The following is a 12,939-nucleotide window of genomic DNA, read 5'->3' as shown; positions in this document are numbered from 1 at the left end:
GGGTGGGTACCGGTTCGGACACCTGTCGCGACCCGGTCACTGACTCACGACGGTCACGCGGGCACCTTGGCGACCGCGTCGATGATCACCCGGAGCAGGTCCACGACTCGCGGTCCCCAGCGGGAGGCGATGTCGTCGTCAAGCGCGACCACCTGGTTGTTCTTCACCGCGGTGAGGCCGGCCCAGCCGCTGCGAGCCTTGACCGTGTCGGCGCTCTGCTGGCAGCACTTGGCGTCGGCCAGGAAGACGAAGTCCGGGTCGGCCTTGACGATGAACTCCTGGGACAGCTGCGGGTAGCCGGCGCTCTTGCCGTCCGCGTCGGCGGGGTCGGCGATGTTCGTCAGACCGGCCTGGCTGTAGAGCGAGCCGATGAAGGTCTTGCTCGTCGCGCTGTACAGCTCCGGGCCCAGCTCGTGGAAGTAGGTGAGCTTCTCGGCGCGCTGCGGCACGTCCTTGACCAGCTTGGCGATGTCGTCCTTCATCCGGGCGGCCACGTCGGCGGCCTGGTCGGCGTGCCCGGTCAGCGTGCCCAGCTCGGTGATCTGCCGGTACGAGTCGTCGAGCGTGGTTGCCGCCGGCGTCCGGTAGACCGGGATCTTCAGTTTGCCGAGCTGCTCGACGACCTTGTTGCGGTCGTCGGAGAGCACCACGAGGTCGGGGTTCTTGCCGGCGATCGCCTCGGCGTTGGGCTGGAAGGCGGAGAGGTCGGTCTTCGGCACGTCGGCCGGGTAGTTCGACTGGTCGTCGACGGCGGTGACCTGCGGGCCGGCACCGATCGCGAAGAGCATCTCGGTGGCGGTGGGCGACAGCACGACGATCTTCTCGGGGCGCTTGTCGAGAGTGAGCGCGCCGACCGTCACCGGGTACGCGGCGGCCGCGGTGCCGGCACTGGGCTTGTCGTCGGTCTTCTCGGCGCAGGCGCCGAGGGCGAGCGCGGCGACCGCGAGGGTCGCGGCGAAGAGCCGAGGGGTACGTCTGTTCATGGGGGCCTCCTGTCGGTCGAGGAGTGTGGTGCTTCGCCGACAGGGACTTTCGTACGCCCGCCCACGAGGCGCCCTTCCTCGAGAGCGCGTATCGCGACCGATCCGTAGGCGACCTGGCTTGTCCCCACCGGCCGGTGGGGCTTCACAGTTGCGGGACAGCGCCGGGTTTCGCACCGGCTTCGCTGCGGACTGGTCGCTAAGACGGTAGCGCACCGCCGGGACGTGCCGGATCGATCAAGGACCGATCGTCGCTCGTTGATCGGCCCGGCAGGCGCGGGGAGGCATATGTCCCGGATCTGGGGCTCGGGAGCGGGTGGTGGGGCCCCGTCAGGGGCGGGACGGGGCCCCACCCGATCAGGAGGACGTGATGGTGACGTTGTCCACAGCGGCCTCCACGAGGCTGGCTCCGGAGGCGTCCGCCGCCTCGACGAGGATGCGGACCGACTGACCGGCGTACGGGCTGAGGTTGAGGTTGGCCACCGCCCAGCTCCCGTTGCGGTTGGTCGCCGCGCCGGCCTGGGTGAGCAGCGCGGTCGTGCCGCCGTTGTGCACCACGCTCACCCGCAGGTAGTCCGCGGACGAGGCGTTCGACCCGTGCGCCAGGTACCAGGCCAGCGAGAGGGTCAGCGTGCCGGACGACGGCAGGGTCACCGCCGGGGACCTGGCGCTTGTCACGCCGCCGTCGACGTCGTAGTCACCGGCGGCCGAGCCGGCGAGCCGGCCGGTCACCAGGTCGTTGGACCCGGCGTACGGGGTGAGCTGCTTGGCGCCGGAGGACGTGGTCGCCTGGGCGGCGCCCCGTTCCCAGACGCCGAGGGTGGCGGTGTCGGTGCCGGCCGGGTTGATGGTCCACCCGGTGGCGGTCTCGAAGGTGTCCGACCAGACCGTGGTGCCGCCACCACCGCCGCAGTACTGCGCCTGCTTGCCGATGGCCCGGTACGGGCAGTCGGCGTACTCGCTGAGCAGCAGCACGGCCTCGCGGTTGCGGGTGGTCTGGGCGGGGATGACCTCGTCGGGCGGGTAGAAGCCGCCACCGCCGGACGAGCCGGGGTACATCTCGAAGGTGTACGCCCAGATGTTGTGGGTGGCCCACATCCAGTCGAGGCTGTCCCCGTCGGTGATGTAGAGGTCGCTGGACTGCTCCGGGGTGTAGTTGTTGGTGGCGGCCATCTGCTGACCGATGGTGGCGAAGGTGTTGTACTGGTCCGCGCTCATCCCGGTCGCGGTGTTCGCGGTGGTGTAGCCGTACGGCCAGAGCACCAACTGCGAGTACGTGTGGAAGTCGATGTTCGCCTTGATCTGCTGCACGCCGCCGACCACCCGGCCGTTGACGAAGTTGCGCAGCGCCTGCGTCTCGGGGGCGGAGAACGCCGACGGCCCGCGGTAGGTCTCCGACGAGGTGCTGCCGGACGAGCCGCCGCAGCAGCCCCAGTTGTAGCCCCAGTTGCGGTTCAGGTCGGTGCCGACGTTCGACGAGCCGCTGTTGGGTTGCCGGTTCTTGCGCCAGGACCGGTACGACCCGGTGGCGATGTCGTACTCGCTGCCGTCCGGGTTGACCGTCGGCACGATCCAGATCTCCCGGCTGTTGACGATGTTGGCGATCCGGGAGTCGCTGCCGTAGCTGTCGGTGAAGAGGTTGAGCAGGTAGATCGCCATCTCGACGGTCAGGTGCTCGCGGGCGTGCTGCTGGGAGTTGAACAGGATCTCCGGCTCGTTCTCGTCGGTGCCGACGTTGTCGGAGATCTTCACCGCCATCAGGTCGCGGCCCTCGTACGACGAACCGATGCTGATCTTGCGGGCGATCGCCGGATGGTCGGCGACGACCTGGTTCACGACGGCGGTCAGTTCCGCGTAGTCGTGGTAGTTGGAGTCGGCGGGCGGGAAGGCCAAGGTGCCGATCTCGCCGGCGCCCCGCTCGGCGTTCGGCGGCGGGGCCAGCGGTTCCAGCCGGAAGCCGAGCTTGCCGATCGCGGCGGCCTCACCGGCGGTGGCCGAGATGTGCAGGACCCCGTGTTCGGAGTAGTCGATGGCGGCTCCGGTGCGGGCCACCGCGTTGCGGTCGGCGAGGGTCCGGGGCCCGAGCACCCGGTAGCTGGCGGCGGCCGGCTCGGTGCCGCGGTCCGGTGCCGGTCGGGCGGCGACCGGACCGGCGGCGACGGTGACGATGCCCAGCCCGGTGACGACGGCGAGCACCAGGACGCGGCGGAGAGGGGTGGGCGTGCGGAGGGCCATGGACTACCTCCTCGATGGGCGGGAGATCCCGCTCGGTGAAGGACACTTCACCACCTGTCACATGGTCATATCAACATTGATCGCTGCCTGGTCCATCCCAGGCGGATCATCGCGGCGGCAATGATTTTCCATACGCCAACATCTGGCGAAACTTCCTTCCGAGCGGAAAACTGACCAGCGACGATGCCCCTCTCGACACCCGCGGAGCACTCATGGCCAGATCCCGCATGCGCGCGGGCGCCCTCGCCGGCGTCACCGCACTCACCCTGCTCGCCACCACCGCGCCCGCGATGGCAGGCCGCCCACCCACCGCCGGTCACGACGAGCAGATCACCTTCCAGGACTGGTCCGGGCCCGCCGACTGGCACCGGGGCAGCCGGGCCGGCACCCGCGTGGTGCCCGGCGCCCGAGCGGGCCTCACCCTGGCCCGCCCGGCCGGCACCACCGAGTACGCCGACCCGCACACCGGCACCACCCGCACCTGGGAGTACGGCACCTGGACCTCACCGGTGACCCGGATCGGGTTCGACGCCACCGAACTGATCGCCTCGTGGAACGCCGAGACCCCCGCCGGCACCTGGATCCAGGTGGAGATGCAGGGCAGCTACACGAGCGGCGACCAGACCCCGTGGTACGTCATGGGTCGCTGGGCGTCCGGCGACACCGACATCAGGCGGACAAGCGTCGAGCCGCAGGGCGATCCCTGGTCGACGATCTGGACCGACACCTTCAGCATCGACGACGCCGACGCCGGGGTGCTGCTGCGGTCGTACCAACTGCGGTTGACCCTCTACCGGGCACCCGGGCAGACCGCCGCGCCGGTGGTCCGGATGCTCGGCGCGATGAGTTCGACAGTGCCGGACCGCTTCACCGTGCCGCCGAGCGCCGGGCACATCGCCTGGGGCGTCGAGCTGCCGGTGCCGCGCTACTCGCAGAACGTGCACGCCGGGCACTATCCCGAGTACGACGGCGGCGGCGAGGCGTGGTGCTCACCCACCTCCACCGAGATGGTGGTCGAGTACTGGGGTCGCAAGCCGTCGGCGGCCGACACCTCCTGGGTGGACCCGACCTACCCGGACCCCACCGTCAACCACGCGGCCCGGATGACCTTCGACTACGCGTACGACGGGGCCGGCAACTGGCCGTTCAACACCGCGTACGCGGCCAGCTTCCCCGGCCTGGAGGGGCGGGTGACCCGACTGCACTCACTGGACGAGCTGGAGCGCTTCATCGCCGCCGGCATACCCGTGGTGACCAGCCAGTCCTTCCTCGCCAGCGAGCTGGACGGGGCGAACTACGGCACCTCCGGGCACCTCTTCGTGGTGGTCGGCTTCACCGCCGAGGGCGACGTGATCGTCAACGACCCCGCCTCGTCGAGCAACGACGTGGTGCGCAACGTCTACAAGCGCGCGCAGTTCGAGCAGATCTGGCTGCGGACCAAGCGCACGAACGCCAGCGGTGGCGTCTCCGGTGGCTCCGGCGGCATCGCGTACCTGATCAAGCCCACCGCAAAGCCCTGGCCCAAGGTCCCCAACTCCACCAACTGGTAACCCCAACCCCCGCCCACCCGACCCCCACCCGACCCCCACCCGACCCCTCCCGGCCCCCGGCCCCCGGTCCCGCGCAGGTGATCATGAGGTTATCGCCCGACTACTCGGCGTGTCATGGCTATAACCTCATGATCAACGCTGGGAGTCGGGGGCCTGGGTGGGGGGGTCGGGGGTTGGGGTTGGGGTTTGGTCTTCGCCGGCCAGGGCGGAGCGGAGGCGTTCCTTTTCGGCGCGGCGGCGCTCGGTGGCTTCGGCGACCTCTCCGGCCATCTCGTCGCGCCAGCCGCGGAGCAGGAAGAAGGAGAGCGCGGCAGAGAAGGCCAGCGCCAACATCAGCTTCAGGAACACGTTCACGTCGATCAGCCAGAGGCCCGCCAGCACGGCGACGAACAGCCCGATCCGGCCCAGGGTGTACTTGAGCGCGGCGCTCACCCGCACCACTCCGTTCTCTTCGTCGCCCGCCGGTGCCGACGGGACTGTCGATCCGCCCCGCGGGCGGTCCGGTCAGCCGGTCCGGCGGGACAGCCAGCGGACGCCCGGGAACCAGATCATCGCGTACACCACTGTGAACGCCCCCGCCGCCAACGTCCCGGAGAACAGCGTCGGCAGGCCGGCGGCGGCCAGATCGGCGATCAACAGCCCGACGAACACCCCGACGGCGGCGGCGGCAACCGCCGCCATCACCCGGGCCGCCCCGAACTCCCAGGCCCGAAAGTCGTCCCAGAACAGCCAGGCCGGCAGGATCACGGCCAGCCAGCCGTTCGTGTGCCCGAAATCGCCGGCGCCGATCGAGGCGAACGCCCAGTCGAAAAGCACCAACGCCAGCGCGCCGATCACCAGACCGGCCAGGCAGACCCCGAGCAGATCGCCAAGGGTACGAACGCGCCCCTGTGCGTCCCGCCGGGGGAACCCGCCCTGCTGCTCGGAACCACTCTGCTCGGTCATCGACTGCGAGGGTACGTGGCGGCTCAGGCCCAGACCTGCTGCGGCTCGGCGCGGCGCTCGGCCAGCGACGGAGCCTTGTCGTACTCGCGTACCACGTTGTAGCGGGTGTCCCGCTCGACCGGCTGGAAACCGGCGTCCCAGATCAGGTGCAGCAGGTCGTCGCGGTGCATGGTGTTCGGGGTGCCGTACGAGTCGGCGTCGTGCGTGATCTTGTATTCGACCACCGAGCCGTCCAGGTCGTCCACGCCGAAGTTCAGCGAGAGCTGGGCCACCGACAGCCCGTGCATCACCCAGAAGTTCTTCAGGTGTGGCACGTTGTCGAAGAGCAGTCGGGAGACGGCGAACGTCTTCAGCGACTCGGCCGGCGAGGCCATCGTGGTGCGCGCCTGGATCCGGTTACGGATCTTGCCGTCCGCCGAGTCCACGAAGTCGTGCTGGTAACGCAGCGGGATGAAGACCGCGAAGCCGCCCGTCTCGTCCTGCAACTCCCGCAGCCGCAGCACGTGGTCGACCCGGTGCCGGGGCTCCTCGATGTGGCCGTACAGCATGGTGGCCGGGGTCTTCATGCCCTTGCGGTGCGCCAGGGCGTGGATACGCGACCAGTCTTCCCAGTGGCAGGCGTGGTCCACGATGTGCTGGCGGACCTCCCAGTCGAAGATCTCCGCGCCACCGCCGGTCAGCGACTCCAGGCCGGCATCCATCAGCTCGTCGAGGATCTCGTCGGCGCTCAGGCCGCTGATCTTCTCGAACCACTGCACCTCGGTCGCCGTGAAGCACTTGAGCTTGACGTTCGGCAGCGCCGCCTTCAGCTCGCGCAGCACCTTCGGGTAGTAACGCCAGGGCAGCGTGGGGTGCAGGCCGTTGACGATGTGCAGCTCGGTGAGCTGCTCGTCCTCCATCTCCTTGGCCTTGCGGACCGCCTCGTCGATGCGCATCGTGTACGCGTCCTTCTCGCCCGGCTTGCGCTGGAACGAGCAGTACGCGCAGGACGCCGAGCAGACGTTCGTCAGGTTGAGGTGCCGGTTGACGTTGAACATCACCCGCTCGCCGTTCAGCTCGGTGCGCTTGTGGTGCGCAAGCCGCCCCAGCCAGGTCAGGTCGTCGCTCTCGTAGAGGGCGATCCCGTCCTCGCGGGTCAGCCGCTCACCGGCGTACACCTTCGCTTCGAGCTCACGCTTGAGTCCGGCGTCCATGGCACGTCCCTTCCACCTGCGGTCGAATCGAGCGTACGTCGAGCAGCCGAACACCCCGGCGGCACGGTCGGCGACAGCGACCCACTTCACCAGACTCTCAGCCTCCCGTAACCCTGCAACGCATCGACATGAGTGGCGAGGTGCGGTAGTAACAAGGTGGGGCGGAACACACACACTGGTACCGTCCCGGCGGTCGCGCCCACCGAGCGCGGCGACGAGTTGTCGAACGGGGAGCGGAATGGTCTACAGCGGGCGCGGGCGACAGCAGCGACGACGGAGCCCGGTGATCTCGCCGGTTCTGCGTCCGAAGCTCTGGGCCGCCCTGCTCGGCGCGATTGCCGCCGCCGTGCTGGCCACTCCCGCGTACGCCGATCCGGCAGTGCCCACGACGGTGCCGGACACCGGCGCCCGCCCGCCCGCGGTCGGCGCGCTCCAACCGCCCGGCGTTCCGCCCTTCGGCGGTGTCCCGTCGCCTCCGGTGGGCACCATCGGCACCGGCCCGCTCGCCGCGCAGATCTACACCGCCGAGACCCAGGTCGGCACGCGCGGCGAGGAGCTCCTGAAGAGTCGGCAGAAACGCACCGACGCCCAGGCCCAGCTCGACGCCGCCGGCAAGGTGCTCGCGACCGCGCAGGACGCCCTGCTCCGGGCCCAGCAGGACGCCGACGCGGCCGCCGCGGAAGCCGTCAAGGCGGACGCCGCGCTGCCGCCCGGCGAGTTCGCCCAGGACCTCCGTGGGCTGAGCCGCCTGCAACAGATCACCCGCGGTGAAAAGGTCGACGGCGGCACCACCGGAGTGGCCGGGGCGTTGGCCCGGGCCCACGCCGATGAGCAGGCCGCCTACCAGAAGCACACCGAAGCCAAGACTCTGCTCACCACCGCCCAGTCGGAGTTCACGACGGGCGAGACGGCCCTCCGCGCGGCCGAGGCGAGCCTGCTCACGCTGCGCCGGAACAACGCCACTCAGCTGATCGAGATCGAGCGTCAGCAGGAAGCCGCCGAGCAGCAGTTCGGCGCCGGCTACGTCACCAACCAGAACGTCAGCGGGATGGCCGCGCACCCCCGGGCAATGGCCGCGGTCCGCTACGCGCTGGCCCAGCTCGGCGACCCGTACAAGTGGTCCGAGGAGGGGCCGGACCGGTTCGACTGCTCCGGTCTGATGTGGGCGGCGTACCGGTCCCCGGGCGCCGACTACTTCGACCTGCCGCGGGTCTCCCGCGACCAGTACGCCGCCACCCGGAGCCGGACCGTGCCGCAGAGCGCGCTGCTCCCCGGCGACCTGCTCTTCTTCGCCTCCGGCAGCAGCTGGACGACGATCCACCACGTCGCCATGTACATCGGCAACGGCAAGATGGTGCAGGCGCCCACCACCGGCGACGTCGTCAAGATCTCGGTGGTCGGTTGGTCCCGGCTGTACGCCGCGACCCGGGTGATCGGCGCGGTGCCGGCGCCGATCGTGACCGTTCCGACCCCGCCGGTCGCGACGCCCCCCGTCAAGCCCACCCCGAAGCCGACGCTCACGCCGAAGCCCACGCAGACCACGAAGCCGACGCCAACCCCGACGCCGACCGGGCCGGCCACCCCGACGCCCACCGACACCGCGACGCCCACGCCGACGCCGACGCCCACACCGACGGAGAGCGCCTCGCCGACCCCGCCGCCCACCCCGGACAGCACGCCGACGACGCTGCCCTCGGCGCCGACCAGCGCACCGGGCAGCACCGCCCCGACGACCACACCGAAGGCCAGCACAAGCGTGACGGGCAGTGGCAGCTCGGCGGGCAGCCCCAGCGCCACTGGTTGATCCGCCACGACCGGCTCCGGCTGTCCGCTCGGGAAGATCTGTGGCACCGTGACAACCAGGCACATCCGACCCGACGTCTCGGGTACGGGTGCGAGCATGGCGCGGAGGGCGGAGATGGCCGAGCAGAGTGATCCGGCGGAGACTGTCGACCCCGTGGTCGACCAAGCCGACCCGTCCGGGTCGGGCACCGTCGACCCGGTGTCCACCGACGCCTCCGCGGCGGTCCCTGCCGCCGGCCCGGCCAGCGCCGACGCCGACCCGGAGGCCTCGAACGCCAGCCCCATTTCCGCCACCGCCGCCGGTGACGACGCCTCCGTCGACGCTGCTCCCGGCAGCAGCGTCGGCGCGGACGGTCCCGGCGCGGACGGTCCCGGCGCGGACGCCGGGCAGCCGGTAGTCGCCGGCGCGGGTCGGACAGCGGCCGCCGACGATCACCCGGACCAGCCCGCCGCACCGGTACGAGCCCGAGCCAGCGTCGCGACCGCGGGGGCTCTCCGCAGTGACCTGCCGGTCAGCGCCCCGGTCACCCCGACCACCTACCGCACCACCGGCTCAGCCGGCTCACCCGGCGCCGCCGGCTCAACCAGCCCCGCCAGCTCAACCAGCCCCGCCGGCTCGCCCAGCGCCGCCAGCTCAGCCAGCCCCGCCGGCTCAGCCAGCCCCGCCGGCTCGCCCAGCGCCGCCGGCTCGCCCAGCGCCGCCGGCTCGCCCAGCGCCGCCGGCTCGCCCAGCGCCGCCGGCTCGCCCAGCCCCAGCGATGTCTGGTTGCCGGCGCAGCGGAAGGACTCCGCGGCGTCGGCGCGGGCCAGCGCCACGGTCCCCGGCAGCAGTCGGGCCACGCCCGGTGACCTGGGCACTCCGGACGCCCGGGGCAGCACGCCGGCCGTCTATCGCGCCGGACCGGTGCGCCCCGAGCCGACCGACCCGGGGCAGGCGCCCGAGCCCGGCCAGCCGCCGGCACCGGAGCCGACACCCACGCCGCCCGGCCCCGGACCGACCCAGCCGTCGCCAGCCGAACCGGAGCCCGCGCCCACCCCGGGGCCGTACCCGCCCGGCCCGATGCCGACGCCCGGGCCTCGCCCCACGCCGTCACCCGGCCCGGTTCCGCCCGTTCCGGGTCCACCCGTCCCGCCGCCCTCGCCGATGCCGCCCATCCCGGGCCCGCCGGCACCGCCCATCCCGAGCCCGCCCATGCCGCCACCCGGTCCGCCGGTGCCCGCGCCACCCGGCCCGCCCGGTCCGATGCCCGCACCACCGTTCCCGCCGCCGCCGGCGATGATCGACACGCCCGGGGTACGGGCCAGCGCGGCGGTTTCCGCACCGCCGGCCGGATGGCCGTCCACCGCCGGGACGACACGCCCGGCATCCGGCGACGGGTGGGCCGGCGCACCCGTCTCCGCGCCGCCGGTGGTGCCCGCGCCCGCCCTGCCGACTTGGCCGCCGTCCACCGCCAGCGCTTCCCGAGCGGCGGGGACTGACAGCGGAAACCCGCGCGGGGCCACCAGCGCCTCCCGAGCGGCCGGAACTGACAGCGGAAACTCACGGGTGGCCGCGTCGACTGGGAAGCCTTCGGGTCCCCCCGCCGTCCAGAGCGCGGTCGGCGGCGGAGGTCGGCACAACGGCGGCTCTGACCTGGCCGGCACCGTCTACGGCAGCGGCGAGGGGCCGGGCTTCGCCACGATCGCGATACCCGCCAACGCGGTGGAGCATTCCGGGTCGCTGACCGGGCACATCCTGGCCCAGGGCTGGGCGGACACGCCGACCGAACGATCCCGGAACACCCGCGTGATGATCGTCCTGGCCGCCGCTCTCGGGCTGCTGGTGGCGATCAGCGTCATGGTCGTACTCCTCGCTGGTGACGCGCTCGACGGTCTCGTGGGCAGCGTGCTCAATGGGTGAGTCACCGAGCGGGACGATGGTGAGTCCGCCCACTACCGTCCGGCAACCGGCTGGCGGCTTCGCCGGATCGCCGTACACTGGCTGAGATCACTGACCCGGCGCGCGTGGTGTGCGCCCCTGGGCGATCTTGCGGGCGATCCGGCGGCACAGCCGCGGCAGGCCATCGCGAAGATGCGCCCCGCTCGAAAGGCTTTTGTTGACCACCTCTGCTGACCCCAGCACTGTTACGTCCGTTTCCAACCCCGCTGCGACGACCGACACCGCCCGGGAGCAGCTCGACGCCTCCCCGAGCGAGACCGGCGCCGCGACTGCCGCCCCGGCGGCCGAGCCCGCCCCGGCCGCGACCGCCGATCCGATCACCTTCGCCTCCCTCGGCCTGCCCGAGCCGCTGGTCCGCGCGCTGGCCCAGCAGGGCATCACCAGCCCGTTCGAGATCCAGCGGGCCACCGTTCCGGACGCGCTGGCCGGTCGTGACGTGCTCGGCCGCGGGCAGACCGGTTCGGGCAAGACGCTGGCCTTCGGTCTGCCGATGATCGCCCGGCTGGCCAGCCGCAACCGGGCCCGGCCGATGCGCCCGCGCGCCCTGGTCCTGGTTCCCACCCGTGAGTTGGCCATGCAGGTCAACGACGCGCTGGTGCCGCTGGGCAAGTCCGTCGGCATCTTCCTCAAGACCGCCGTCGGCGGTGTCCCGTACGACCGTCAGATCGACGCGCTGCGGCGCGGCGTGGAGATCATCGTGGCCACCCCGGGCCGGCTCGGCGACCTGATCGAGCGGGGCATCTGCCAGCTCGACGACGTCGAGGTAACGGTGCTCGACGAGGCCGACCAGATGGCCGACATGGGCTTCCTGCCCGAGGTGACCGACCTGCTGTCGAAGACCCCCGCGAACAGTCAGCGGTTGCTCTTCTCGGCCACTCTCGACGGTGACGTCGACGCGTTGGTCAAGCGGTTCATGACCGATCCGGTGACGCACTCGACGGCGCCGTCCACCGCGTCGGTGTCCACCATGGATCACCACATGCTCTTGATCCCGCCGCACGAGAAGTTCCCGGTGGCGGCCTCGATCGCCGCCCGCGACGGCCGGACGATGGTCTTCGCCCGCACCCAGCTCGGGGTGGACCGGCTGGTCGAGCAACTCGCCGCCGTCGGCGTACGCGCCGGTGGGCTGCACGGTGGCAAGACCCAGCGGATGCGTACCAAGACGTTGGCCGAGTTCCGTGAGGGCCGGATGAACGTGCTTGTCGCCACGGATGTGGCGGCTCGGGGCATCCACGTCGACGGCGTCACCCTGGTGCTGCACGTCGACCCGCCGAAGGACCCCAAGGACTACCTGCACCGCGCGGGGCGCACGGCCCGGGCGGGCGAGTCGGGAGCGGTCGCCACCCTGGTGCTGCCCAAGCAGCGCCGCACCACCCTGGCGATGATGGAGAAGGCCGGTGTCGCGCCGGCCGAGACCCGGGTGCGGGTCGGTGACCAGGCCCTGGCCGAGCTGGTCGGTGCCCGCGAGCCCAGCGGCGTCCCGGTTCGGATCGAGGCGGAGCCCCGCGGCTACGGCGACCGTTCCGGCGGCTCGCGTCGCTTCGACGACCGCTCCGGCGGCCCGCGCCGGTTCGGTGACCGCACCGGCGGCGAGCGCCGCTACGGCGACCGCCCGACCGGCGAGCGACGCTTCGGCGACCGCCCGCAGGGTGACCGCCAGTACAGCGACCGGCCCACCGGCGAGCGACGGTACGGCGACCGCCCACAGGGTGACCGCCAGTACAGCGACCGGCCCACCGGCGAGCGACGGTACAGCGACCGCCCACAGGGTGACCGCCAGTACAGCGACCGCCCGCAGGGCGAGCGACGGTACGGCGACCGGCAGCACGGCGACCGGCAGCACGGCGACCGCCCGGCCGGCGAGCGGCGGTACGGCGACCGGCCCGCCGGCGAGCGGGGCTTCGGCGACCGCCCGCAGGGTGAGCGGCGGTACGCCGATCGGGACAGCCGGGGTTCCAGCGACCGGCCGCAGTTCGGCGACCGGGACGGCCGTCCGACCGGCGAGCGGCGCTTCGGCGACCGCCCGCAGGGTGACCGTCAGTACGGGGACCGCCCGACCGGTGAGCGTCGCTTCGGCGACCGCGACACTCGGGGTGGCTTCCGTCCGGAGAGCCGTGGTCGGGACGACCGTCCCCGCGACGACCGGCCCCGCGACGACCGTCCGCGTGACGACCGGCGCGGTTTCGGCGGGCGACCGCCGGCGCGTACCCACTGATCTGACTGTTTCTCGAACGCCGTCGCGGAGCCCATCCGCGGCGGCGTTCGCGCATGCCCTGCCGATGTCGGTGGGGTCG

Annotated in this window: 11 protein-coding genes; 4 read left to right on the top strand and 7 right to left on the bottom strand. The window is 72.0% G+C overall.

All coding sequences use genetic code 11. From position 1 onward, the window contains the following. Window positions 1–53: 53 nt before the first annotated feature. Window positions 54–983, bottom strand: a complete 930-nt coding sequence (locus ACLQ29_RS08275) for an ABC transporter substrate-binding protein (protein WP_425771041.1) — start codon at window positions 981–983, stop codon at window positions 54–56. A gap of 354 nt (window positions 984–1,337) precedes the next feature. Further along, window positions 1,338–3,215 (bottom strand): M14 family zinc carboxypeptidase, encoded by a 1,878-nt coding sequence (locus tag ACLQ29_RS08270; RefSeq protein ID WP_425771040.1) that lies wholly within the window; start codon window positions 3,213–3,215, stop codon window positions 1,338–1,340. Window positions 3,216–3,427: 212 nt separating this feature from the next. Between ACLQ29_RS08270 and ACLQ29_RS08265 the strand changes: the two genes are divergently transcribed. Further along, window positions 3,428–4,765, top strand: coding sequence for a C39 family peptidase (locus tag ACLQ29_RS08265; RefSeq protein ID WP_425771039.1), 1,338 nt, complete (start codon window positions 3,428–3,430; stop codon window positions 4,763–4,765). 132 nt (window positions 4,766–4,897) lie between these two features. Here the strand turns inward: ACLQ29_RS08265 and ACLQ29_RS08260 are convergent, their stop codons facing one another. From ACLQ29_RS08260 to mqnE, 3 genes are all read right to left on the bottom strand, one after another. Continuing rightward, a complete protein-coding gene (locus ACLQ29_RS08260) occupies window positions 4,898–5,197 on the bottom strand; it encodes a DUF4229 domain-containing protein (protein WP_425771038.1) in 300 nt (99 codons plus the stop codon). 72 nt (window positions 5,198–5,269) lie between these two features. Beyond that, a complete protein-coding gene (locus tag ACLQ29_RS08255; protein WP_425771037.1) occupies window positions 5,270–5,710 on the bottom strand; it encodes a hypothetical protein in 441 nt (146 codons plus the stop codon). Between the two features lie 23 nt (window positions 5,711–5,733). Continuing rightward, window positions 5,734–6,903: an aminofutalosine synthase MqnE gene (gene mqnE, locus ACLQ29_RS08250; RefSeq protein WP_393365565.1), complete on the bottom strand. Its 1,170-nt coding sequence runs from the start codon at window positions 6,901–6,903 to the stop codon at window positions 5,734–5,736. 238 nt (window positions 6,904–7,141) lie between these two features. On the opposite strand from mqnE, the gene ACLQ29_RS08245 reads away from it, so the two are divergent. Continuing rightward, entirely contained in the window at window positions 7,142–8,707 is a 1,566-nt protein-coding gene (locus tag ACLQ29_RS08245) for an NlpC/P60 family protein (RefSeq protein WP_425771036.1), read from the top strand. A gap of 536 nt (window positions 8,708–9,243) precedes the next feature. On the opposite strand, the gene ACLQ29_RS08240 is transcribed toward ACLQ29_RS08245, so the two are convergent. Beyond that, window positions 9,244–9,546 carry a hypothetical protein gene (locus ACLQ29_RS08240; RefSeq protein ID WP_425771035.1) on the bottom strand — a complete coding sequence of 101 codons (303 nt, stop codon included), beginning with the start codon at window positions 9,544–9,546 and terminating at the stop codon, window positions 9,244–9,246. A gap of 48 nt (window positions 9,547–9,594) precedes the next feature. Beyond that, the gene (locus ACLQ29_RS08235) at window positions 9,595–10,155 is read right to left on the bottom strand and encodes a hypothetical protein (protein WP_425771034.1); all 561 of its coding nucleotides are present in this window, start codon (window positions 10,153–10,155) and stop codon (window positions 9,595–9,597) included. 97 nt (window positions 10,156–10,252) lie between these two features. On the opposite strand from ACLQ29_RS08235, the gene ACLQ29_RS08230 reads away from it, so the two are divergent. Further along, window positions 10,253–10,606: a hypothetical protein gene (locus ACLQ29_RS08230; RefSeq protein ID WP_425771033.1), complete on the top strand. Its 354-nt coding sequence runs from the start codon at window positions 10,253–10,255 to the stop codon at window positions 10,604–10,606. A 355-nt stretch (window positions 10,607–10,961) separates the two neighbouring features. Further along, window positions 10,962–12,860, top strand: a complete 1,899-nt coding sequence (locus ACLQ29_RS08225) for a DEAD/DEAH box helicase (RefSeq protein WP_425771246.1) — start codon at window positions 10,962–10,964, stop codon at window positions 12,858–12,860. Window positions 12,861–12,939: the final 79 nt, after the last annotated feature.

Origin of the sequence: Micromonospora sp. DT228, from assembly GCF_049841595.1 — a bacterium.
Taxonomy (GTDB): domain Bacteria; phylum Actinomycetota; class Actinomycetes; order Mycobacteriales; family Micromonosporaceae; genus Micromonospora.
This window is presented reverse-complemented; position numbering and strand designations above follow the sequence as displayed.